This window comes from Brevibacillus reuszeri (assembly GCF_001187725.1).
Classification (GTDB): domain Bacteria; phylum Bacillota; class Bacilli; order Brevibacillales; family Brevibacillaceae; genus Brevibacillus; species Brevibacillus reuszeri.
Map to the genome: position 1 here is coordinate 843,354 of NZ_LGIQ01000005.1, position 22,532 is coordinate 865,885.

At 47.6% G+C, this 22,532-nt stretch carries 23 protein-coding genes; 15 read left to right on the forward strand and 8 right to left on the reverse strand.

The features are described from left to right. Nucleotides 1–31: 31 nt before the first annotated feature. Both ADS79_RS07635 and ADS79_RS07640 read right to left on the reverse strand, forming a co-directional pair. A complete protein-coding gene (locus ADS79_RS07635; protein ID WP_161807264.1) occupies nt 32–934 on the reverse strand; it encodes an alpha/beta hydrolase in 903 nt (300 codons plus the stop codon). 177 nt (nt 935–1,111) lie between these two features. Continuing rightward, on the reverse strand, nt 1,112–1,801 hold the full coding sequence (locus ADS79_RS07640) for an S-layer homology domain-containing protein (protein WP_049737808.1): 690 nt from the start codon (nt 1,799–1,801) through the stop codon (nt 1,112–1,114). Between the two features lie 151 nt (nt 1,802–1,952). On the opposite strand from ADS79_RS07640, the gene ADS79_RS07645 reads away from it, so the two are divergent. After that, the gene (locus ADS79_RS07645) at nt 1,953–2,387 is read left to right on the forward strand and encodes an SRPBCC family protein (RefSeq protein WP_049737809.1); all 435 of its coding nucleotides are present in this window, start codon (nt 1,953–1,955) and stop codon (nt 2,385–2,387) included. Between the two features lie 141 nt (nt 2,388–2,528). Here ADS79_RS07645 and ADS79_RS07650 read toward each other — a convergent pair whose 3' ends face one another. After that, nucleotides 2,529–2,957, reverse strand: coding sequence for a PH domain-containing protein (locus ADS79_RS07650; RefSeq protein WP_049737810.1), 429 nt, complete (start codon nt 2,955–2,957; stop codon nt 2,529–2,531). 175 nt (nt 2,958–3,132) lie between these two features. Here ADS79_RS07650 and ADS79_RS07655 point away from each other — a divergent pair, with 175 nt between their 5' ends. From ADS79_RS07655 to cysK, 3 genes are all read left to right on the forward strand, one after another. Then, complete coding sequence (locus ADS79_RS07655) at nt 3,133–3,789, forward strand: DUF4085 family protein (RefSeq protein WP_049737811.1); 657 nt, start codon at nt 3,133–3,135, stop codon at nt 3,787–3,789. Nucleotides 3,790–3,953: 164 nt separating this feature from the next. Beyond that, on the forward strand, nt 3,954–5,003 hold the full coding sequence (locus ADS79_RS07660) for a hypothetical protein (RefSeq protein ID WP_049737812.1): 1,050 nt from the start codon (nt 3,954–3,956) through the stop codon (nt 5,001–5,003). A 225-nt stretch (nt 5,004–5,228) separates the two neighbouring features. Further along, nucleotides 5,229–6,143, forward strand: coding sequence for a cysteine synthase A (gene cysK / locus ADS79_RS07665; protein ID WP_049737813.1), 915 nt, complete (start codon nt 5,229–5,231; stop codon nt 6,141–6,143). A 39-nt stretch (nt 6,144–6,182) separates the two neighbouring features. On the opposite strand, the gene ADS79_RS07670 is transcribed toward cysK, so the two are convergent. Further along, on the reverse strand, nt 6,183–7,373 hold the full coding sequence (locus ADS79_RS07670) for an amidohydrolase (protein WP_049737814.1): 1,191 nt from the start codon (nt 7,371–7,373) through the stop codon (nt 6,183–6,185). 207 nt (nt 7,374–7,580) lie between these two features. Between ADS79_RS07670 and ADS79_RS07675 the strand changes: the two genes are divergently transcribed. Continuing rightward, entirely contained in the window at nt 7,581–8,906 is a 1,326-nt protein-coding gene (locus tag ADS79_RS07675; protein WP_049737815.1) for an ATP-binding protein, read from the forward strand. 82 nt (nt 8,907–8,988) lie between these two features. Here the strand turns inward: ADS79_RS07675 and ADS79_RS07680 are convergent, their stop codons facing one another. From ADS79_RS07680 to ADS79_RS07690, 3 genes are all read right to left on the reverse strand, one after another. Then, a complete protein-coding gene (locus tag ADS79_RS07680; protein ID WP_049737816.1) occupies nt 8,989–10,176 on the reverse strand; it encodes an MFS transporter in 1,188 nt (395 codons plus the stop codon). A gap of 232 nt (nt 10,177–10,408) precedes the next feature. Next, nucleotides 10,409–11,167 carry a TrmB family transcriptional regulator gene (locus ADS79_RS07685; protein ID WP_049737817.1) on the reverse strand — a complete coding sequence of 253 codons (759 nt, stop codon included), beginning with the start codon at nt 11,165–11,167 and terminating at the stop codon, nt 10,409–10,411. 83 nt (nt 11,168–11,250) lie between these two features. After that, nucleotides 11,251–12,510 (reverse strand): MFS transporter, encoded by a 1,260-nt coding sequence (locus ADS79_RS07690; RefSeq protein WP_236699910.1) that lies wholly within the window; start codon nt 12,508–12,510, stop codon nt 11,251–11,253. 187 nt (nt 12,511–12,697) lie between these two features. Here ADS79_RS07690 and ADS79_RS07695 point away from each other — a divergent pair, with 187 nt between their 5' ends. The 10 genes from ADS79_RS07695 (at nt 12,698) to ADS79_RS35575 (ending at nt 21,448) form a co-directional block, all read left to right on the forward strand. After that, on the forward strand, nt 12,698–13,255 hold the full coding sequence (locus tag ADS79_RS07695; protein ID WP_049737818.1) for a bifunctional transcriptional activator/DNA repair enzyme AdaA: 558 nt from the start codon (nt 12,698–12,700) through the stop codon (nt 13,253–13,255). A 153-nt stretch (nt 13,256–13,408) separates the two neighbouring features. Then, complete coding sequence (locus ADS79_RS07700; protein WP_409362427.1) at nt 13,409–14,998, forward strand: spore germination protein; 1,590 nt, start codon at nt 13,409–13,411, stop codon at nt 14,996–14,998. Between the two features lie 39 nt (nt 14,999–15,037). Further along, complete coding sequence (locus ADS79_RS07705; protein ID WP_049737819.1) at nt 15,038–16,234, forward strand: Ger(x)C family spore germination protein; 1,197 nt, start codon at nt 15,038–15,040, stop codon at nt 16,232–16,234. A 6-nt stretch (nt 16,235–16,240) separates the two neighbouring features. Beyond that, on the forward strand, nt 16,241–16,474 hold the full coding sequence (locus ADS79_RS07710; RefSeq protein ID WP_049737820.1) for a hypothetical protein: 234 nt from the start codon (nt 16,241–16,243) through the stop codon (nt 16,472–16,474). A gap of 15 nt (nt 16,475–16,489) precedes the next feature. Next, a complete protein-coding gene (locus ADS79_RS07715) occupies nt 16,490–17,623 on the forward strand; it encodes a GerAB/ArcD/ProY family transporter (protein ID WP_049737821.1) in 1,134 nt (377 codons plus the stop codon). 204 nt (nt 17,624–17,827) lie between these two features. Next, the gene (locus tag ADS79_RS07720; protein WP_049737822.1) at nt 17,828–18,658 is read left to right on the forward strand and encodes an electron transfer flavoprotein subunit beta/FixA family protein; all 831 of its coding nucleotides are present in this window, start codon (nt 17,828–17,830) and stop codon (nt 18,656–18,658) included. After that, entirely contained in the window at nt 18,655–19,677 is a 1,023-nt protein-coding gene (locus tag ADS79_RS07725) for an electron transfer flavoprotein subunit alpha/FixB family protein (protein ID WP_049737823.1), read from the forward strand. The genes ADS79_RS07720 and ADS79_RS07725 overlap by 4 nt, the downstream gene beginning before the upstream one ends. Further along, nucleotides 19,670–20,965 (forward strand): FAD-dependent oxidoreductase, encoded by a 1,296-nt coding sequence (locus ADS79_RS07730; RefSeq protein WP_049737824.1) that lies wholly within the window; start codon nt 19,670–19,672, stop codon nt 20,963–20,965. Before ADS79_RS07725 ends, ADS79_RS07730 begins: the two co-directional genes overlap by 8 nt. Continuing rightward, a complete protein-coding gene (locus tag ADS79_RS07735) occupies nt 20,965–21,261 on the forward strand; it encodes a ferredoxin family protein (RefSeq protein WP_007726971.1) in 297 nt (98 codons plus the stop codon). The genes ADS79_RS07730 and ADS79_RS07735 overlap by 1 nt, the downstream gene beginning before the upstream one ends. A gap of 16 nt (nt 21,262–21,277) precedes the next feature. Next, nucleotides 21,278–21,448 (forward strand): hypothetical protein, encoded by a 171-nt coding sequence (locus ADS79_RS35575; protein WP_162839510.1) that lies wholly within the window; start codon nt 21,278–21,280, stop codon nt 21,446–21,448. Between the two features lie 37 nt (nt 21,449–21,485). Here ADS79_RS35575 and ADS79_RS07740 read toward each other — a convergent pair whose 3' ends face one another. Continuing rightward, nucleotides 21,486–21,872, reverse strand: coding sequence for a M67 family metallopeptidase (locus tag ADS79_RS07740; protein WP_269083451.1), 387 nt, complete (start codon nt 21,870–21,872; stop codon nt 21,486–21,488). Between the last annotated feature and the right edge of the window lie 660 nt (nt 21,873–22,532).

The following is a 22,532-nucleotide window of genomic DNA, read 5'->3' on the forward strand; positions in this document are numbered from 1 at the left end:
TTCCTAGTAGCGTGTGATGGAATGGACGTCCTTATGCTTCCTGCTTGCTGAATGCAGCAGACTGGTCAACGAAGTATTGAATCAGGATCTTTTCCTCAGCTCGACTTTGGGCAATTTTTTCAGGGGTATCCTTAGTTTTTGTCAGCTGCTTTTGAAAAAAGAGGAGAATGTAGTCCAGAATTTCATCGCTGGATAGGTTTCCACCAACAAGTCCATGGTCAGCACCTTTTACGCGAAGAAAGCTGGCATTCTCCAGCGCCTCGTACAGAAGCTCGGCTTGATGGATGGGGACGATGCTATCGGCATCACCATGAATGATGAAAAAAGGAGGGGCTTGATCTGTGATGTAATGGATGGGGTTGGCAAGAGCTACCGCTTGTGGGTTATCAGCAAGAGCTCTGATACCGATGAGACGAGCTTCTGGGGAGTAAGCAAGATCATGCCAGCCACCCATCTGTAGCAAATCGGTTGGTCCAGACAAGGTACAGACTGCTTGGACTGCGCATGAGCTTGATTCGCTTCCACCCGATTCCTCAAGCTCACTGGCAAAAGCAGAGATACCCAAGAGTGATGCCAGGTGGCCGCCGGAGGAATGACCCCATACGCCTATTTTCACAGGATCGATGTTGTATTCGTGTGCATGGGAACGAATAAATCGTACGGCGGCCTTCACATCATGAATTTGTGCAGGAAAACTGGCTTCACCACTGAGGCGATGATTGATGTTTACACACACGAAACCGTGCTTGGCAAATCGGGCATTCCAGTCGCGTCCGCCTAACCCCCTCTTATCTCCTCTAAGCCACCCGCCACCGTGAATGTAGATGATTGCCGGCTGTGGAGCAGCGGCTTCTTCTGGCATGATGATGTCAAGGCAAAGGGGAGAGCCGTCCACCAAAGTAAAAGGGATATCTTCAATTCGTTTCAGCTGCATGTACTTCATCCTTTCCTTCCTGAAAATGGAATCGATACAAAGAGCATATCATGACTGACTCGTGCAGCTTCTTGTTCGCTTGTGAATATTCATCGAAACTTTCAGACTTTTTTGTTCCGAAAAATAAACCCACCCCCAGCAAGGTTTATGCAAGCTGGGAAGGTGGGCACTAATACTTTATTGGTCTGGCGTAGTTGTGTCATCGCCTTTTGGGCCTGGATGTGCTTTCAAATATTCAACAGCATTGTAGATGATTTCTGCAGCTTCCTTGCGTGTGATCGCATCTTTTGGATGGAGTAATTTGTCAGCGTCTAACGCGGTAATTCCCAGAACAAGGGCGCGCTGGATCGTACCTTGGTATTGAACAGTCAGTTGATCGGCATCACCAAACTCGACAGGAGCAATCTTGATCATTGGCAATTTTCCATGCTGCTCCATTGCGAGCATGAGCTGGTGGATAAACTCTTCTTTAGACCAGACTTGATTAGGGTCCAGGTCTGCTTTCAGATCAAAGCCGTTGTGTGCTGCGATGATAAGTGCATTTGCATACCAGCCATTGTTGTCCGCTTTAGAAAAATAGTCGGTTGCTTTTGGCTCTTTTATAAATCGGATATTATCCAGATTCAGGTCGAGTGCCTTTACAATCAATTGAATTCCTTGTGCGGCAGTCACTGTAGCATCTGGCATAAAATGATTGTTTTCTACACCTTGTATGGTACCCATTTGTTGCAGGGCAATGATTTTATCCTTGGCAGCTACATTCGTCAGATCGGTAAAAGGAGTTGTTGCCGCAAAGCTTTGCTGGGCAAAAGACAGCGTCATGACAGCAAACGTAGAAAGAGTAAGCAGAGTTCGATTGATTTTCATAGGAATCACCTCATCTGGTTGTTAGTGTTACACTTCGTTTGACGAGGTATGTTTTGGAATGTTTCAATGGAAGTAGATTTTTTTTGCCTGCTTTTTGAAAATAGGGTAACCAATCAATAGGGACCATATGGAAAGAGGGATGAGAGCCAAGATGAACAACGTTACGAAATTTTCGATCTCGCGACCCGCTCATGAAGTATTTGAAGCCTTTGTTGACCCTGCAAAAATCGGGAATTTTTGGTTCTCCACAAGCTCGGATAGATGGGAAGCAGGCAAAAGCATTACGTTACGCTACGAGGAATACAATGCCAGGGTTGCTATCAATGTAACGGAGGTAGTGCCCAACCAAAAAATCGTGTTCGTGTGGGAAGGTCCTGGGGAAGAGCATGTCGTTACGATCACCCTGCAAGAAGTAGAACAATCTCGGACTGTGATAGAAGTTGTTGAAACTGGCTTTTCACAGGCGGACCTCGAATATGTAAGCAAGCTGGTCGATAATAAAGAAGGCTGGGTGTTTGTATTGAGCTGCTTGAAGGCGTATCTGGAATTCGGTGTGAAGCAGCTGCGTGCGGGATTAGTGAAATAAAAGCAGCATACCATACATAAGCCCTGTTCCTTCTCATGAAGCGGTTACAGGGCTTGTTTGATGTTATTCGCCTATTATTTTGCCTACATCGATTAGGGAGGGATCTACTAGCTGTTGGTTCTTCATGCTGCTTAGGAGAGGCTAACGAGTGTGAACAGTAGCACGAGGGCAGCGTTTTTGAACTTCTGCCAAAAAGGCTTCCTCATCCAGGGGAGAGATGTAGATGATATCGTACTTGTTGTAGAGAATCTCAAGTCTTTGGGCGGATGTAGCTGCACTTGCAACGACGGAACGAACAGACTTAACACTTGTGATGCTTTCGAGAGGAATGATTTTTTTGAACGGGCCGTTGTGAATCACCAAAGTGGATTCGGTTACGTAATAGACGGTACCAAGCCAGATCCAGAGCAACAATCCAGCTACACCAAAGGAGATAATGAAAACCACGGTTCCACCCACAGCATCCGCACCGCTGATGAGAAGAGGTGAGAGGCCAGAAAAAATAGCGAGCAAAACGCAGGCCCAAATGGTGATAGATAACCATAAATCCCGTCTGGTAACAAACCTCATGTCACACCCCATCCTTTACCTGTAAAAAGATTGCTGTAAATCTATTCCAAATTATAACATGCTTATATGGCTGTATCCAGTTGAGGTGTACGAAACTTTTGGATTTTGAAACAAGTCAAAGTTGTGCTACGCTATTTGTGTTAATTTTATCCATCAATGACAAAGGAGCGAGTCCATGAACTATTTTACGAAGGACTGGTATGGAGAAATGCAAGTATACGGATTTTTAACCTTTCCTGAAACGATAGAAGATTGGGAAGAGAACCTCGCCTATTATGAATCAGAAGGAATCAATTACAAAGAGAATTTGCAGCGGGAGATAGAAGACCGCAAAGAAGACTTGCTGCGGTTTTTGCCAGCTTCGTTTCATCCGTATATCCTCGATTATTCCATAAGATCCGAGTACCCTACACCCGAGCTGCGTGCGATGGCACAGCAATGGGAAGAGAATTATCGCAAACGAATGGAGCTTATCTGGCAAGATTACAACGCAATCTATCTGGCGAATAAGCATCTACTCCCCGAAAACGTCGTGCAATTACATGAAAAATCCCTGCATGATGCAACTGTTAAGGCATATGAAGTCCCATCGGATGATGTGCTTGTTCTTACACTGGATTGCAGCGGGGGTTTCCATTACTTCACGGATATCCAGCTGATCTTTACAGGTGTAAAAGAGCTTGTGATTCCGAAAAAGTGGCAGGGTGCCTGGTGGCTCTACAATGAGATTTACTCTACGGAACAGGGATTTGAGCTGCACGTCTTGTTTGATTGTCCCTTGCTAGAGTGGAAGATCGTTGCAGAAAATGTTCAGATCAAGGAAGTAAAATAGACGTGGTACGTGGAGCCTTTTGGAATGAGGAGGTTCTTTCATGTGAATTGGCCTTTTGACTCATAGGGTTTGGCCCAAGCCTTCATGTATGATGAATCTATGGGGCATTTTGGCAATCTGAACAGGCCGATCGTCACACTATTAGCAGGTAAAGGGGTAGCACTATGCGGGGAAAAAACAAAGCCATCATTTTTATCGCACTGATCGTCGTAGCGGCGTTAGGATTCGTGGGTTACCGTTACTGGAGCCCAGTTTCACTGGCAGAAGGGTATTTGTATGAAGATAACTCCCATCTTCTTTATGCAAAAGTAATCCCGAATGAAAAGAATGTAAGTGTGAAAATTGTAGCGACAAAAGTAGAAAAAGAAACGGACGATATTCCTACTCTTACCAATCAGACGCTTCAGCTTACCGGGACGATCGATGGAGACAAGCTGGTTCTGACGCAGGCAGAGGGAACTGGGGAAGTACAGGCGAGGGTGAGTGCAAATGAGCTCGTTTTTCAAGGATCGATTGCAGGCATCGAGGGGAGTGAAACCAAGCTGCGCGCAAGTCAGGCGGCTCCCTATGAAAATAAGCTGCAAGCATTAACTGCACAGGTCACACAGGAAGCGGAGCAAAAGAAAAAAGAAGTGGCAGAACGCAGGGCCAAAGAAGCGGCACGAGTTGATTTTGCTAAAAAGGTGGAACGGTCCGGCAAGCTCGCAGCGGATTTGCTGGAAACGTCACAGTATTTGACTGACATTCAATTTTCTGACGAGACCAGCTTCAACCAGGAGCAAGTGACTGAATTACAGGGGCTTTTGGACGAGCTGAACCAGTATGCCAAGCAGTCAGGTATGAACAAGACGGAATTTGAAGTGATGCAGGGTACAGCGGGCAGTATGAAGGTACTGGTTGATGGCATGAACACGATGGATGCATCCATTCAGGAAAAGAAAAAGAGCATGAATGATCTGATCGCTGTTCTGGAAACGGATATAGTGGATATCAAAACAGTATGGGATGAAATCAAGGCAAGTGTCCCCGATGCGCAAAAGCGGGAAGAAGCCGTGAACCAAGCGATTAAGACGGGGACAGATGCTGTACAAAAGGCGAAGCAGCAGCTGGCTTCCATTGAAAAAGAACAAACGGCATTAAAGCAATCAGCAACCAAGCTCTATCAAGATGCAGTCAGTGTTGTTAGCCAAACGAAGGCCAAATACGCTTTTTAAGCAAAATGTGGATAGCATAAATTTGCTCGCGTTTTTCCATAGAAGAGTGGAGAACGTGGGCTTTTTTTGTACAACCAGCCGAGAATTTATCAAAGGCAGGGCAAGGTTTTTGGATGTAACGATCTTTTCGGGTTTTCAGGATGGATTAATTATATTATTCTTAGTGTAATACTGTGGAATTGCAGGGGATCAAACACGAGAACATGCTTTTGCAGGAGGATGGCCATGAGTGTCTATCAAAATATAACAGATTTAATCGGAAATACGCCGCTTGTTCGCTTGAATCGGATCGTTCCTGAGGGAGCCGCTGAAGTATTTGTGAAGCTGGAAAAATTCAATCCTTCGGGGAGTGTAAAGGATCGCGCTGCTTACAATCTGATTTTGACAGCTGAGCAAGCCGGTTTGATTCAGCCAGGCGATACGATTATTGAGCCGACGAGTGGCAATACAGGAATCGGTCTTGCTATGAACGCGGCTGCCAAAGGCTATCGGGCGATTCTGGTCATGCCAGACAATATGTCCAAGGAGCGTATCAATATTTTGAAGGCATACGGTGCCGAGGTCGTCTTGACTCCCAGTGAATTGCGGATGCCCGGTGCAATCGCCAAGGCGGAAGAGCTGCAAAAAGAGATTCCGCGCAGCTTTATTCCCCAGCAATTCGAAAACAAGGCGAACCCGGACATTCACCGTGTGACTACAGCAAATGAAATCTATGAGCAAACAAACGGATGCCTGGATGCATTCGTCGCTACTGCAGGAACGGGTGGAACGATTACCGGAACAGGAGAGGCGCTGCGTGAAAAATTGCCCGAGCTCTATATCGCCGTCGTAGAACCAAAAGGCTCTCCAGTGCTATCAGGAGGGAAACCGGGACCGCATAAGCTGGTGGGAACGAGCCCAGGCTTTGTTCCGAAAATCCTCAACACGGACATTTATAACGAAATTATCCAAATCGCTGATGAGGATGCCCTGCAAACGATGAAGCAGCTAGGAGCACTGGAAGGAATACTGGTCGGGCCGTCTTCGGGGGCGTCTGTCTTTGCAGCGATTACGATTGCGAAAAGATTAGGTGCTGGCAAGCGTGTTGTCTGCATTGCTCCGGATACGGGCGAGCGCTACTTGAGCATGAATCTTTTTTAATAAAAAAAGGCAGGGGAAGTTGTCCCTGCCTTTTGCCATTTATTTATTCTGATGACGCTCTTGGTATGCGAGCAGTGCTGCGATAAATACTTGTCCGGTCTGAATCATGGAACGCTCATCCACATCGAATTTTGGATGATGGTGTGGGTATGTCGCCTGGATTTCCGGGTTGCGTCCACCGACCATAAAGAAAGTTGCTGGGCGCTCCTGTGCATAGTAGGCAAAATCCTCTCCGCCCATTCCAGGAGGCATTCGCAGAAGTCCTTCCTCGCCAAACAGGCGCAATACCTCGGCTTCTACATGAGCTGTTTCTTCCGGGTTATTCCATGTTGCCGGATAACCACGTTCGTAGCTTACCTCGCAGCTCGCACCAACAGCATGGCAGGTAGCTTCGACAATACGCTTCAACGATTGTTCTACAGCGGTGCGCACTTCCTCGTCATAGGTACGCACGGTTCCTTTCAGCTTGACCTGATCAGGAATGACATTGTATGCTTCTCCGCCGCCGACGAACGAGCATACAGACACAACTACCTGTTTCAGAGGATCAACTTGACGGCTGGCGATTTGTTGCAGGTTCATAACCACCTGACTGCCAAGAACGATTGGATCGATGGCAGTATGAGGATACGCCCCATGTCCACCTTTTCCATAGAGTACAACCTCAAAGCTGTCTGCAGCAGCAGTCACATATCCATTCGCGATGCCAACTTTGCCAACGGCGAAATCGGAAGCAACGTGTGCGCCGTATACAACGTCTACGCCATCAAGGCAGCCGTCCTCTACCATCGCTTTGGCTCCGCCTGGAGGCAGCTCCTCAGCAAATTGGTGCAGGAACACGACGTTTCCTGGCAGCTCGTCCTTGAATTCACTCAATACTTGTGCAACACCTAGTAAACCGGAAGTATGAATATCATGTCCGCAAGCATGCATCACACCTGGGATGCGCGATTTGTATTCCACGTCTTTTTCATCCTGAATTGGCAATGCATCGAAGTCGGCACGTAGCGCGACAGTCTTGCCGGGCTTGCCACCTTTGAGAAGACCTACTACACCCATGCCGCCTACACCTGTGCGCACCTCGATACCCAGCGAGGTAAGCTTGTCTGCTACTTTCTTCGCTGTGTTCTCCTCTTTAAAGGAAAGCTCAGGGTACATGTGCAGATCACGTCTGAATTGAACCAGCTCGGGATAAATTTCCTGCAATCTGGCAAACAGTTTTTCTTGCATGGAACCCACTCCTTCTCACTTGGAAAAATATTGGATAGATACACTCTCATTCATTATAGAAATATTCGAAATGATATTTCAATCTATGTTTTTCTGATTTATGACGGTTGAGAGGGGCAAGAGGGCGTTTAGTAGACATAAGTAAAGGTATTCGACTAGAATGGAGGAGGATACTGTCGAAAAACGTCGGAAATTGTTGGAGAGAACATGGCCACTATTCATTATAAAAATCCGAGAGTCCTGATCATCCTCTTGATATCAGGAATTCTTTTTTTCGTTATGACCTGTATTAGTATTGCGGCATCCTACTATAATACGATTCAAGCGGTCCGCCTTTCCGTTGCTAATCAGAGCATGAAGGCGGCTACTTCTGTTGCCGGAAATTTGGATGTCGCTACCTATCAGGCCTTTTTGGCTCATCCGGTAAAAGAGAATGCTGCGTATGAGCAAATCAAAAAACAACTGGAAGATATGCGTGATCAATTGGGGGTCCTGCATCTATACACGCTGCGGGTCAACGATGATAATCAGGGGGCCAAGGTCATGATCGGTGCATTTCCACCTGATTCCAAAGTGGAGTCGACAATCGGCGATCCTTGTCATGTTTACCCGGAGCAGATCGTTAGCATTATGAATGGACAAACCTATTATTCCGCGATTATTCATGATCCTCTTTTCGGTGTATATATGTCTGCAGGTGCGCCGCTTCATGACAGTAATGGGAAAGTGATCGGCATCATCGGTGTGGACACGGATATGGAGCAGGTAGATGGGATTGGCAGTGAGGTTGTCCGCCGCAGTATTCCTATTTTTATATTTCAAGGAATATTTGTCATTGTTCTCGTGCTGGTGATTTTAGGGTTACAGTGCTGGTATCGCCGCGAGCTCAGGAAGGCAATCGGAGAAACAGAAGAGACGTATCAGGATGAGCTGCGCTCCGTGATTTCCTCGATGCGCTCGATTCGTCATGACTTTGTCAATCATATGCAAGTATTGTACGGGTTGATCGAGTGCGGTTATTTTGACAAAGCGCGTGATTACGTCCAGTCGCTGATGAAGGAGACCAAACTGCTAGACTTGACTGTACGGATTGGAAATCCTGCGCTGATGGTCCTTTTCCATACGAAATGGGAGCAGGCAAAGTCCCGCAAAATCGTGATGCAATTTGCTGAATGTCCAGATACATTTGAACAGATTCCCTCCATTGATTTAATCAAAATCTTATCGAATCTGATCGATAACGCCATTGATGCAGCGGCCGTATCGAGTGGGGAAAAACGAATCAGCATCGCTTGCCGGAAAGAAAAGAAGAAATATGTGTTTGAAGTGGAGAACACGGGTCAAGAGATTTTGCCCGAGCAGAGAGAGCAGCTGTTTGTGAATGGGTATTCTACGAAGGAATCGACAGGTGATGCCCAGCGAGGAACAGGCTTGTATATCGTAAATGACGTGGTACATAAACACAAAGGCACCATTGAAATAGAGTCGAATCAAGGCGTGACCCGATTTACGGTTCATTTGCCCGTCAAGTAATGGAAGCATAGCTCTATTCTGCATGAGAAAAAGCCGTCTGCGTAAGGGACTGAACCCGTATGCGAACGGCTTTTTTGTTAACTTAAGCAGTTTGGTTGGAAACAGATTGATTCGTCGCAGCAGCTCCAGCATTGACTGGACGCGTGATGGAAAAAATAGCGAAGCCAAAGGAGATGACAACAAACAAAGCTCCTACCCACGGAGTGTAGATGACTGAGGATTGTTCTACGACCATTCCCCCTGCTATGGAACCAAAAGCAATACCGAGATGCAGGGCAGACGTATTCAATCCGAGTGGAATGTCTGGAGCAGCGGGAGAAGAATAAATCAAATAATTTTGCTGGGCAGGTGAAATTGCCCAACTAAGCGCACTCCAGATGACCATGATAACCAAAAAAACAGGTAGTGATTGGGTGAAGAAGGGCAGTACGCCCATCACGAGAGCAAACAGCGGCACGATCCATAAAATCGCCTTTTGTGCCCCCCATTTATCGGAGAACCATCCCCCGACACCGCCACCAGCGACAGCTGCAAGACCAAAAACAAAATAGATCAGGCTGAGCGTATTCGCTTCAATGCCCATGGTTGTCTTCAAGTAAGGTGTGAAGTACGCGTACAGCGTCAAATGACCAGTCAGCATGAACAAGGAGACGAGCAAGGCGCTGATGATCTTCCCGTTTTTCAGGATCGCAAATTGCTTACGTATGGGAACAGGCTCTGGTGTCTTTACCTTGGGCAAGAAATAGATCAGGAACAGCATCGAAATAATGCTTAGGGCTGCGATCAGCCAGAAAGGTGCGCGCCAACCAAATGCATGGCCAAGTGCCAGACCAACTGGGACTCCCAAGACGAGTGAACCGCTAATCCCCATAAAAATGATGCCGATCGCCCGGCCGCGGTAGGCAGGATCAACAATGCCAGCAGCGATCGTAATTGACAAAACAACCAAGAGCGAGCTGCTTGCGGCTGAAAGAATACGGGCTACCATAAGGACAGAATAAGAAGGGCTTATGGCTGCAAGTACATTGCTGAGGAAAAATACAGCCAAGGTGTACAAGTACAACGGCTTGCGCTCTACACGTCTGGTCAGGTGCAGAAGTAACGGAGCCGAGATCGAAAACGCGAGAGAAAAAATCGTGATCAGTTGTCCAGCAGAGCTGATGGTGACTTGTAAATCCTGAGCAATCAAGTCAAGGGTACCGCCAATAATCAGCTCCACTGTTCCAACGACAAAGGTAGCAATCGCCAAGATGAAAACACGTGGATTCAAAACAGAAAGCTCCTCTCAAAAAGGTTACTACCATGATAGTAACCTTTTTGGTTTTGCGCAACTTGAAAATCATGCTTTTTCCATAAGAAAACCCCTATCGAGGCATATTCAAGGAGGAGCGACCGCGTTTTAGCGGAAGGTTTCCATGCGCTCCAGAATTTATAAGCCTCGTGCGTATAAATTCTTATACGTTAAAAAAGACTCTGGCATGGTAGCCAGAGCCAAAAACAGACTAATAGCGCAAACGAATGAGCATGCTGCGAATTTCTTCATCACCAAACAGTAAGTCAAAATGCTTCTGCGTAATCCGCGTAAGCGCGACGTCATGGTAAAACGAATCAGCAAAAAATTTTACAAAAGGCTGTGCGCGTGTTTTGATTGCTTGCCAGCCATTTTGCTCTTCGCCAGCAAAAATCAATTCATCCTGATCAACTACGATCAGCAAAACGCGCTCCAGTCCTTCGTGTCCCTGAGCCGGAACAAAGGAGTGTACGCGAGAGAGCTGTGTACGATTTTCCCCGATGATCAGTGCCTCTATCTCAACGCCGCTACGTTCTTTTTCTTCCAGCAACGGCAAAAATTCGTGGAATTCATCTTCCCAGGCTGATATTCGGATCGAACAGGTTGCACCTTGAATCAGTTGTTTGCACTCCGCTCGAATTGATTCTGCTACTTTCAAGCTCCACACACGATCATCCCGCACCGTTTTTGGGGAAAGCGAGGAGGTCAGCTGCTTCACATCTGCTTGAAACTGTTGGGTCAGCTTTTCCACCAAGCTTGCCAAAGGAAGAGCTGTATATCTTTTTTTCTTTTCCGAGATCGTATCGAGCACCATCCCTTTTTCGACCAGACGATTCAGTACCTCGTAGATTTTGGCTTTGGGAACACCGGAATGCTTGACGACCATCGCAGCGTCCAATGGTTCTGCACTCGAAGCCAGTGCTTCATATACTTTACTCTCATAGAGGGAAAAACCGAACGATTGCAGCATAAATACATCCTCCAACCCAATCCGTATCATTTTTCTTGATGGTAACTGGAATGGTTGGTTTTTGCAACAGAGCGAGTATACTGTTATCCGCGATGAAGCTCCTTCATTGTCTTTTCCTTGCTTTTTAAAAAGGGCGTAAAAAGTAGTGTCAATACCGCGATCATCAAGCCAGCAGCGCCTGCAAACAAGGCGATTTGCATTCCAAAATGATCGCCAATTACACCACCAGCAAGTGAGCCGAGTGGATAGGCCCCCCATGCAGCAAAGCGGACGGTGGCGTTAACTCGCCCCTGCAGGTGAGCAGGTACGATCGTTTGACGTAGGCTGAGGGTGCTGATGCTCCACATGGACATGCCGAGGCCAAAGAAAAATTGTCCCATCATCAACAGAAATACGGCCGCGCTTCCTGTCCCAAGCGCCAAAGGAGCAAATGGCCCCCCGCAAGATGCAATCGCGGCTGAACCTACGACGACAGGCCCCATCCCGAATGTTTGGATCGCTTTATGGACAAGCACAGCACCGAGGAAAAATCCGACACCCATCCCTCCATAAACAAATCCGAGCCAGCCAGATGAGATGTGCAGCTCAGAGATGGCGTAGAGGACATACACACTGAACATCATATTCCAGGAAAAGTTGAAGATCGCCGAACACCGAATGACACCGAAGAGCAGTGGCTCGGAAAAAGAAAGCTGCAATCCTTCACGGATGTCCTGCCAGAGACTTCGTGCTCTATCAGGGCGAGAGGGTGTGGGCTCTTCCGTTTTAATGAAGCAAAGTGATAGTGCGGAAAGAAAAAAGGAAAGGGAGGTCACCAGCATCGTGACTGGTGCAGAAAGCATCTGGATGAGTACGCCTGACAGTCCGGGCCCAGCCATTTGTGCAGCAGAACGACTGCTCTCCAGTAAGCTGTTTGTACCGACAAGCTGTTCCCGGCTGACGAGTGTCGGCAGATAGGATTGATAAGCGATGTCAAAAAATACGGTGCAGACCCCGGTCAGAAAAGCGATGGCATAAATCCATTCCATCCGCAGTATGCCGAGAAAAGCGATGAGTGGAATCAACGCCAAAAGCAGTGCCCGCCCCATATTCGAGACGATGAGCAGGGGACGTCTGCGGGCACGGTCTGCCCAGACACCAGCGAATAATCCAATGAGCAGAAAGGGTGCATACTCCAGAGCGCCAAGTATCCCCATCTGGAGCGGCGAGGCAGCAAGAGTGAGAGAGGCGACCAGGGGCAGCCCCAATAAAGCTACCTGCGTGCCGAATTGAGTGGCTGTATGACTGAGCCAAAAGGTACGGAAATCTTTGTGATGCAACATGCTATTCAATTTCTGAAACACGATCTTGCCCTCCCTATGTTGTTGAATGATTGACATGCTTTAGCATAGGAGACAGTAGGGGTGGTGTCTTTCCGGATCTTGCTCTCCCATCGATTCGAAAATGTTGCTCTTCCATTCGATGACGCTTACGGATAAAACGGATCGTAGGGTATACTGGGGGAAGAAAACGCGAGAGGGAGGATGGCCAATGAACGAAGAATACTGGCAGGCAATCGTCGAGTGCGATCATGCATACGACGGACAATTTTGGTACGGAGTGCTAACGACGGGCATTTTTTGCCGTCCATCCTGCAAATCCAGAGTGCCCAAAAAGGAGAACATTCGCATCTTTGCCAATACAGTGGAGCCAGAGAAGATTGGACTGCGTCCTTGCAAACGATGCCAGCCGCATGTACAGCACTGGCGACCGGCGGATGAAGAGCTGGCGAGTCGTGTGGAGCAATTGATCGATGCTTGTTATCAGGAGCCGCTAACCTTACAGGAGATCGCCTCACGTCTGTTTGTGAGCCCTTATTACTTGCAGCGCTCGTTTACGAAACTGAAGCTTTGTTCACCTACGCAATATTTAAGTCAAAAGAGAGTGGAAGCTGCCAAAGAGCTATTAAGTGAAACAACGGGCAGTGTCACAGATATCGCCATGCAGGTAGGTTTCCGTACGAGTGCCTATTTTGCGCAAGTATTTCACAAGGTAACAGGACAGACGCCTACGCAGTATCGCACGCAAATGATGAGAGAGCTGAAATAAAAGAAATTGGTTCCGGGTGGTTGGGTTGCAAAACTCAATCACCCTTTTTCTTTGGAGAAAACGGTCACACCAAGAGCGTTTTTTGACTAAATGCCTCTCCCGAAGACAATACTGAAATACTAGAATAGCAACGTAGAGTCGAGGGAGATTGACATGAAATTTAAGGACTTTTGGAAACGTGCTTCGCATGTCAACAGCAGTGAGCCCACAAGCTTGGACGAGATGCAGCCGCTTTCCCCGAGTCTTATGGCTAATATTCAAAAGATCAAAGACGATCTGGGGAATAGCACCGATATTATCATTCGAGAAATCCGTTTTGGCCGGGATAACGACCGAGTGATGGGGATCATGTATACAGATGGTTTAGTGGATCGGAATGTCATTACCGGGTTCACCATGAAGGCAGTCACTCTCGATAGCCAGTTTATCCGGGAGGAACAGCGACAACATGACGCTTATCACGATATTTTTCATACCCTGAAGGAATATGCACTCTCGATTGGTGATCACGGTGAAATCGATAACTTTGCAGCTTTGTACAATGCACTTTTATCTGGTGAGGCTATCATTTTGATCGATGGCTATGAGAGGGGGTTTACTGCCAGCACACAAGGCTGGAAAGACCGCGGTGTGAACGAGCCCTCAGCAGAGTCGGTCATTCGTGGGCCACGCGAAGCATTTTCGGAAACCTTACGAACGAATACGGCGCTGATTCGGCGCAAAATCAAGGATCCGAATTTGTGGCTGGAAACAAGGCAAATTGGGCGTGTGACAAAAACAGACGTGGCAGTCATGTACGTGAAAGGCATCGTAAACGAAAAAGTGGTGGAGGAGGTTCGGGCGCGTCTTGACCGGATCGACATTGACGGCATTTTAGAGAGCGGTTATGTGGAAGAATTTATTCAGGACAGTACGCTGTCGCCTTTTCCGACGGTCTACAATACAGAACGGCCCGACGTGATCGCAGCTGAGCTCTTGGAAGGGAAAGTAGCGATTCTCGTAGATGGAACACCGTTTGTGCTCGTTGTTCCCGCATTATTTGTATCCTTTTTGCATGCGGCGGAGGATTACTATCATCGTGCAGATGTCAGCAGTCTGATTCGGATTCTGCGCTATGTCGGCTTTCTCATCGCTTTGTTTGGACCGTCGATGTATGTAGCCATCACGACGTTTCATCAGGAAATGCTGCCGACTCAGCTGCTCATCAGCTTGGCTGCACAACGCGAAGGAATTCCATTCCCGGCCTTTATAGAAGCTGTCATGATGGAGGTGGCTTTTGAAATCCTTCGAGAGGCCGGACTGCGTATGCCACGAACGATTGGACCTGCTGTTTCTATCGTGGGAACACTCGTGATCGGACAAGCGGCAGTGGCAGCAGGGATCATATCGGCTGCGATGGTCATAGTAGTATCAACGACCGCTATTGCCAGCTTTGTATTTCCAGCGTACAGTCTGGCCAACTCAATCCGTATGCTGCGTTTTCCCTTTATTATTCTGGCAGCTACGTTTGGGGTATTTGGGATTATCGTTGGGGTCATTGCGCTGGTTCTACATATGTGCAGCCTACGCTCATTTGGGATTCCGTACATGAGCCCATTTGCACCACTGATCCTAAAAGATCAGAAGGATGCCATTTTCAGATTGCCCCAGTGGTTGATGTTTTCGCGTCCCCGTTTGATCAACCAGAATAACGTGAGGCGTGGGCATATTCAGCCGACACAAAAACCAAAGTCAAGAGTGTAAAGAAGCAAAAGCTGCGCATTCATAAAAGGGGGACAAATCGTGAGGCGTCCAGCGATCCTGTTTCTCATATTTCTCGTTTGCTTGCTGTTCACCACAGGCTGCTGGAGTCGCCGGGAATTAAACGATCTGGCTATCGTGGCTGCAATTGGCATAGACAGAGTTGAGAATAAAGTGCAGGTGTCCGTTCAAGTGGTTGATCCTGGGGAGGTAGCTGCACAAAGAGCATCGAGTGGCCGTGCCCCCGTTACCATGTACCATGCGAAGGGGGACACGGTGTTTGAGGCGATCCGCAAAATGACGACAGTCACGCCTAGGAAGCTGTATTTTGCCCATCTGCGGATATTCGTTCTAAGTGAAGAGGTGGCCAGAGAAGGAATCGGTAAAATCCTGGACCTGTTTTCCAGAGATCATGAAATCCGTACAGATTTTTTTATGGTGGTCTCCAAAGGCGCAAAAGCAAAAGACGTTTTAAACGTATTAACCCCATTGGAAAAAATTCCAGCAACCAAGATGTTTACTTCCCTGGAAGTATCAGAGAAGTCATGGGCTCCAACAGTTGCCGTCCAATTGGATGAGCTGATCACGGATCTCGTAAGCGAAGGAAAGCATGCGGTCTTGACTGGTATTCGAATTCAAGGTGATCCGCAAGCAAGCAAAGGGAGGCAAAATATCGAGCAAATCGATGCTCCTTCATTCCTGCAGTATGACGGCATTGCTGTGTTTCGAAAAGACAAGCTGGTCGGTTGGCTGAATGAGGATGAGAGTAAAGGATACAGCGATTTAACAGACAAATTGAAGAGCACCGTCATTGAAATTGCTTGTCCTAGCGGTGGAAGAATGGGTGTCGAAGTAATCCGTTCTAAGTCAAAGGTCAAAGGACAGGTGAAAAATGGAAAGCCTGAGGTTGAGGTCACTGTCCATACAGAAGCAAACATAGCAGATGTGGAGTGTGAGATCGATCTCACAAAAACCAAAACGATCTATGAGATAGAGAAAAAAGTTGAGCAGGTCATGAAAGAAAATGCAAAGCTTGCAGTGAGTAAAGCAAAAAAGCTGCAAAGCGATGTCTTGGGGTTTGGTGACGCCATCCATAGAAGAGATCCCGTCTATTGGAAAAAGGTCAAGAAGAACTGGAACAAGGAGTTCTCCCAGGTACGCTTCAAAATGAATGTGGATGTCAAAATTAGAAGACTCGGGACAATAAGCGAGTCCTTTGTCAATAAATTGAAGGAGTAAATCCGTATGGTGTCAGTATTTGGGATTGTACTCGCAGCAGTTGTCATCACGTTGTTTGAAGTACCGCTTCTGTTAAAAAGTCACCTGAAAAAGGAACTGTGGATCTTTTCGTTTCTGCTGTTGCTAGGAGTAGGCATAAGTATCGCTCATAGCTTGCACGTCAAGGTGCCGAATCCGATCGATGGGATTATCCAATTATATAAGCCCGTGAGTGACTATATCGATCATGTGTTGAAATAAAGGGGGGACAGGAGCATGGTGACGGAAGTACAAATAAGTGCTCGCCAATTCGGCATTTTAGTAGCGCTATTTACGATTGGTACCCCCATCTTGATTATTCCGGCTGGTCTTGCAGGTATTGTCAAACAAGATGCATGGCTTGCAGCTGTGCTCGGTGTTGGACTGGGACTGTTGATAACCGGAATCTATACTGCGTTAGGCAGACGGTTTCCTACGAAGAGTCTGGTCGAGATGAATGAGCTCGTCTTTGGAAAATGGATCGGGAAGACGATTTCGATCACCTTTATTTTCTTCAATCTGGTTACTGCGGCAGAGCTGCTTTTTTTTGTAGGAAATTTCATGACCACTCAAATTATGCCGGAGACGCCGATTCAATCTGTCCATATTCTCTTTGCTTGCATTGTCATGATGGGTATACGCCTAGGAATTGAAACGCTTGCCCGTTCCGCGGAGGTGCTGTTTCCGTTGTTTGTTCTCCTTTTTATCATCCTAGTGATTTTTCTTTCCCCCCAAATCAAAATAGAAAATATCCAACCCGTTCTGGATACCAATTTTAAGGTCCTGCTGAAGGGAACGATTTTTTTTGCCAGCGTTTTTTCGTTAGCTCCTGTCGTGCTGCTCATGATTTTTCCTGCAAGCGTCAATCGAAACAAGGAAGCCAAAAAAGCTTTTTTTTCTGGAACCATGATTGGCGGGTTTGTACTGATCATGATTATAGCGTTGACGATTCTCGTGCTTGGGGCAGATACGACTGCAAGACAAATGTATCCCAGCTACACGCTCGCAAAGAAAATCAATGTGGGTAATTTTTTGCAGCGAATTGAGATCATCATGGCTGGCATGTGGTTTATTACGATTTTTTTCAGGGTTTGCTGCTATTTTTATGCTTCGGTCATCGGTCTGGCACAAACCTTGAATCTGAAAGACTATCGCTTTTTGGTGCTGCCACTAGGAATAATCGTGCTTGCCTTGTCCTTGATTGTGCATCCCAATGTCGTTCATTCAGAAGAATACAATAAGCGTGAGTGGATTCCCTATGCCACGACTTATGGGCTGGTCCTCCCTCTGCTGTTGCTTGGAATCCAGTCGCTTAGAAAGAAAGAGAGCGATGGTGATCCTCCTAGTCAAGATGTCGGAGGGCAGAAGTGAGCAAAAATAACGGAGAGCCCTGTCCAGTCAGGGATATTTGGTCTGTGCACATACCTGTTTACTGGTCTAACCCCTACCGTTTTGCAATACGTTATAACAATGAACGACAAGCTGCCTGAACCATTGCGTGAAAAAGAGACAACCTTTTTGAACAGCATCTTTAGGAATGCCTAATTACGCGCCGGCAGCAAAGGGGGATGATTCATGCTGCATATAGTTGCTTGTATCAAACAGGTGCCGGACACCAAGATCATCAAAATGAACCCGAAAACGAATACGATGGATCGTGCGAGCGCACCTGCGATCCTCAATCCGTATGATGCACATGCCGTTGAAGAGGCAGTTCGTCTCAAAGAGCGCTACGGGGGCATCGTCTCTGTTGTTACGATGGGGCCTCCGCCTGCTGTCAAGGCGATACGGAAGTGTGTGGAGATTGGAGCAGATGAAGGATACCTGGTCACGGATCGAGCGTTTGCAGGAGCCGATACACTGGCAACCAGCTACGCAATCACCATGGCGATTAAGAAAATTGCGGAAACACAGCCAGTGGATCTCGTTATCTGCGGAAAGATGACGATTGACGGGGATACAGGACAGGTAGGACCTGGTATCGCCAGAAGGCTGAACATTCCCCCACTTACCTGTGTGAAAAAGGTAGTGGAAGTAAACAAAGAGCAAGGCTACACGATCGTTCATCGCAAGTTGGAGGATGGATACGAGGTCATCCAGTCAGCCTTGCCCTGCCTGTTTTCAGTCGAAAAGGAAATTAATGAAGTCCCTTATTCACCCTTGCCCAATATGCTCCGAGCTGCCAGGTACAATCCGATCATCTGGTCGGTTAACGATTTGGGGGATATTGACCGAACGCTGCTTGGATTAAAAGGCTCTCCGACGATTGTGGCGAAGGTATGGCCTCCTGAAAAGCCTAAGGGTGGCGAAATGCTACAGGGCTCATCCAGCGAGCAGGTGGCACATCTCATGGACATTTTGCAAGATAAACGGGGACTGTTTCGGGTGAAGGAGGGGCAAGCATGAATCTGGATGAGTATCGGGGCATATGGGTGTATGTTGAAGTGCGCGACGGACAGATCGCACCCGTCTCTCTGGAGCTCTTGGGTGCGGGACGCCAAATGGCAGATAAGCGTGGTGTTCCTCTCGCAGGTCTAATGATTGGAGAAGGGGTATTGCCACTGGCCGAATCGATCTTTCCGTATGGGGCCGATCAGATTTATGTCTACGACAACCGGATTTTTAACGATTACCGGACTGAATCGTATATGCGTGCTGTTATTGAATGTGCCCTGAAGCACAAGCCGGAGATTATTCTGTACGGCGCTACATCCACTGGAAAAGATTTGGCGAGTGCAGTCGCCACCGATTTGGAAACAGGGCTGACCGCAGATACGACCATGCTCGACGTCAACGCAGAGACGGGACTGCTTGAAGCAAGTCGACCAGCTTTTGGCGGAAATATTATGGCTACGATTCTGTGCAAAAAGCATCGGCCACAGATGGCGACTGTCCGCCCAAAGGTGATGAAAGCGCTTGAGCCTGACCAGTCGCGTACAGGTGAAGTCATCGAGGAGCAAATCAGCTTGAGTGAAGAAGACATTCGTACCAAGGTGCTGAAAATCGTCCGTGAAACAAAAGAAAAGGTGCGCCTTGATGAAGCGGATGTGATTATTGCAGGCGGAAAAGGACTTGGAAGCAAGGAAGGCTTCTCACTCATTCATCGTTTTGCAGCAAAAATTGGAGCTACGGTTGGCGCGAGCAGGGATGCTGTGGAGGCAGGCTGGATCGAGCATGAACATCAGGTAGGTCAGACAGGCGTAACCGTCACGCCAAAAGTTTACTTCGCCATCGGTATTTCCGGAGCGATTCAGCATTTGGTCGGCATGCGGAATTCGGGATTAATTATCGCCATCAACAAGGACCCGGATGCGCTCATTTTCCAGTCATGCCACTACGGGATTGTTGGCGATGCCTTTGAAATCATTCCGATGTTGATGGAGGCATTCCAGGTAGAGGCTGACAAGGAGGTGTCATATGGCTGAGAAGTTTGACGTGATCGTGGTCGGAGCGGGTCCAGCAGGTACAGCCTGTGCCTATACATTGGCAAAAGCGGGCGTAAATGTCCTGTTGCTGGAAAGAGGAGAATACCCTGGCTCCAAAAATGTAATGGGCGGTGTCTTGTACCGTAAAACGTTAGAAGACATTATTCCAGGCTTTTACAAAGAGGCTCCTGTAGAGCGTCCGATTGTTGAGCAACGCTTCATGATGCTCGACAAGGAGTCCGCAATTAATTTCAGCTACAAGGGGCTGGAGTGGGCGCAAGAGCCCTATAACAATTTCACCGTCCTGCGGGCGAAGTTTGACCAATGGTTTGCGGATAAAGCCGTACAGCAAGGTGCTCTTTTGCTCAACGAAACGGTAGCACTGGAATGCATCCAGGAAAATGGAAAAGTGGTCGGGATACGGACAGATCGTCCAGACGGGGATCTTTATGCGGACGTGGTGGTTTTGGCTGATGGGGTTAACTCGCTACTCGCGAAGTCACTTGGCTTCCATAAGGAGTTCCGCCCGGACGAAGTGGCGCTTGCCGTTATGGAAGTGCTCAAGCTTGACCGGAAAATCATTGAGGACCGGTTTAGTCTGGAGGGCGACCATGGGTGTACCATTGAGATATTCGGTGATTCGACCAAGGGCATTTTGGGGACAGCCTGGCTATACACAAACAAGGATAGTCTGAACATCGGTGTGGGTACGATGCTGTCAGGCTTGATCAAAAACAAGATCAAGCCATATGAGCTTTTGGATTATGTCAAAAACCACCCGATGATCCGTCCGTATATTCAGGGGTGTGAGCAGCAGGAATATTTGGCTCACCTTATACCTGAGGGCGGCTACCGTTCCATGCCTAGGGTTGTTGGAAATGGAGTCATTGTCGTTGGGGACGCTGCACAGCTCGTTAACGCCATACATCGCGAAGGCTCGAACATGGCTATGGCATCGGGAGTGCTCGCTGCGGAAACGATTATGAAAGCAAAAGAGGCAGGGGATTACTCTGAGCAAATGCTGGATTCGTATCGAACGAATCTTCTGAATAGCTTTGTTGGGCAAGATTTGAAAAAGTACAAGGACGCAACACATCATTTTGAAAAGTACCCGCAATATTTTGAGCAGTATATCCCTTTAATGAATAAGGCAGCGAGTCAGATGTTTACGATTGATGGAACCTCCAAGTGGAGCAAGCAGAAAAAAATCTGGCAAGACCTCGGTTCAGCCAAGGATAAATGGAAAATGGCACGCGATCTGATGAATGCGTGGAGGGTGATGAAGTGATGCAGGATCTCCCAAAAGGCCAGTCGATTGAAGAAAAGCAGTATCTTGTACGCTTCAAAGCAGATACAGAGTCGCATTTGCATGTGCTAAGCGCAGATGTTTGTGCAACGCAATGCCCGGATAAGTTATGCACAATCTTTTGCCCGGCGGAAGTATACAAATGGGAAGAGGTGCGGATGCATGTAGGCTACGAAGGCTGCCATGAATGCGGAAGCTGCCGAATCGGGTGTCCGTACGAGAATATTAAATGGGTATACCCGAAAGGCGGTCATGGCATCATCTTTAGACTCGGGTAAAGGGATGCGATGCGATGTGATTCAGATTGGGGACATGGTCGTGTATGTGAAGGATGGAGCCAGAGGGATTGTGATCGGATTACAGGGAGAGAAGTACCACATCAAGTGGGAGGATGATTTTGTAAGCTGGGAAGTAAGAGAGTGGCTGCGTCCCGAATCGAGCGAAAAAACAGAACAGCGGGAATGATCTCCCGCTGTTTTGGGTTTCTGCTATATAACGAGCCCTATATGAGCTTGAAAGGGAGACGAAATGCCTGCTTCTGCAAAATGCGATAGCAACAAAGCTCGGGCTTGTTTGCGGAAAGGGAGAGGATCAGATACGCTGCTTCTGGGTAGTAAGCAAAGGCAATATCCTCACGTGATGGGATCGGTGGAGCAGTAGGGTGGGAGTGATAGATCCCCACCAATACTTCACCTTTTAAGGACATTTTTTGCAATACTTTTTGAAGCTGACGCGTATCCATGGCAAAAGCGACCGGACTTTTTTCCGTATTTTCCATTCGCCAGATCGTTTCAGCTCTCCCATTTCTTCCCGAGAGTAATCCGCATGCTTCGTTTGGTCTCTCCTCGTTACAATGTCTAACCATTTCTTCCCATATGGGGCGAGCTATAAGGAATGGTTTTTCATGAAACTGACTAGCCCTGCCAGCGCCTGCCGCAGCAGCCTCCTTTAGTCTTGGGTGGCGTCAGCGGTTTAACGTTGTTTACTGGGCTTTGTTTTGGCAATGGTGAAGCAGGCATGCCCATCGGATTTTGCATGGGCCGAACGGGACGTTGCTGGCGCTGATTGTATAGCGCACGGAGTTGCTCTGGTGTCATGGTTTTTCTCCCCTTTCTGAACTGTAATATGTTTTATTCAGTATTTCAGCTTGGTGGAACGGCATTTGCACATTCCCACGGTCATTTGAACGGGTTGAATGTGTTGCCGTTCTGTGTAAAGGGAGGTGTCTGGTATGGAACTTGAGAAGTCGGAGACATTTTAATCGGTGTTGTGATCGGACCATTGCTGGATGTTTTCGGAGGTGCAGCGAATTGGCTGAGAGCTTTATTCGCGCGTGCTTCCTTTTGCGTGTAGCTTTTAATAGCTTGTCTGTAACTCTCCTCTTTTTCTTGAAAATCCTTAACCATCTGTTTTAGCCCGGCAACAGTCTTTTTCAATACCATTTCCTGCTCGGAAACTAGCTGGAGCTCTTTTTCCTTCTCTTTGAGCTGACGCTGGTATTGCTCGCTTTGCTTGTTGGCTGCCTCAAGCAATTGATTCCATTTATCAT

Bases quoted from the DNA above. Each gene is read 5' to 3' on its own strand.
- ADS79_RS07635 (WP_161807264.1), bottom strand. From the start codon at position 934: ATGCAGCTGAAACGAATTGAAGATATCCCTTTTACTTTGGTGGACGGC.
- ADS79_RS07640 (WP_049737808.1), bottom strand. From the start codon at position 1,801: ATGAAAATCAATCGAACTCTGCTTACTCTTTCTACGTTTGCTGTCATG.
- ADS79_RS07645 (WP_049737809.1), top strand. From the start codon at position 1,953: ATGAACAACGTTACGAAATTTTCGATCTCGCGACCCGCTCATGAAGTA.
- ADS79_RS07650 (WP_049737810.1), bottom strand. From the start codon at position 2,957: ATGAGGTTTGTTACCAGACGGGATTTATGGTTATCTATCACCATTTGG.
- ADS79_RS07655 (WP_049737811.1), top strand. From the start codon at position 3,133: ATGAACTATTTTACGAAGGACTGGTATGGAGAAATGCAAGTATACGGA.
- ADS79_RS07660 (WP_049737812.1), top strand. From the start codon at position 3,954: ATGCGGGGAAAAAACAAAGCCATCATTTTTATCGCACTGATCGTCGTA.
- cysK (WP_049737813.1), top strand. From the start codon at position 5,229: ATGAGTGTCTATCAAAATATAACAGATTTAATCGGAAATACGCCGCTT.
- ADS79_RS07670 (WP_049737814.1), bottom strand. From the start codon at position 7,373: ATGCAAGAAAAACTGTTTGCCAGATTGCAGGAAATTTATCCCGAGCTG.
- ADS79_RS07675 (WP_049737815.1), top strand. From the start codon at position 7,581: ATGGCCACTATTCATTATAAAAATCCGAGAGTCCTGATCATCCTCTTG.
- ADS79_RS07685 (WP_049737817.1), bottom strand. From the start codon at position 11,167: ATGCTGCAATCGTTCGGTTTTTCCCTCTATGAGAGTAAAGTATATGAA.
- ADS79_RS07695 (WP_049737818.1), top strand. From the start codon at position 12,698: ATGAACGAAGAATACTGGCAGGCAATCGTCGAGTGCGATCATGCATAC.
- ADS79_RS07700 (WP_409362427.1), top strand. From the start codon at position 13,409: ATGAAATTTAAGGACTTTTGGAAACGTGCTTCGCATGTCAACAGCAGT.
- ADS79_RS07710 (WP_049737820.1), top strand. From the start codon at position 16,241: ATGGTGTCAGTATTTGGGATTGTACTCGCAGCAGTTGTCATCACGTTG.
- ADS79_RS07715 (WP_049737821.1), top strand. From the start codon at position 16,490: ATGGTGACGGAAGTACAAATAAGTGCTCGCCAATTCGGCATTTTAGTA.
- ADS79_RS07720 (WP_049737822.1), top strand. From the start codon at position 17,828: ATGCTGCATATAGTTGCTTGTATCAAACAGGTGCCGGACACCAAGATC.
- ADS79_RS07725 (WP_049737823.1), top strand. From the start codon at position 18,655: ATGAATCTGGATGAGTATCGGGGCATATGGGTGTATGTTGAAGTGCGC.
- ADS79_RS07730 (WP_049737824.1), top strand. From the start codon at position 19,670: ATGGCTGAGAAGTTTGACGTGATCGTGGTCGGAGCGGGTCCAGCAGGT.
- ADS79_RS07735 (WP_007726971.1), top strand. From the start codon at position 20,965: ATGCAGGATCTCCCAAAAGGCCAGTCGATTGAAGAAAAGCAGTATCTT.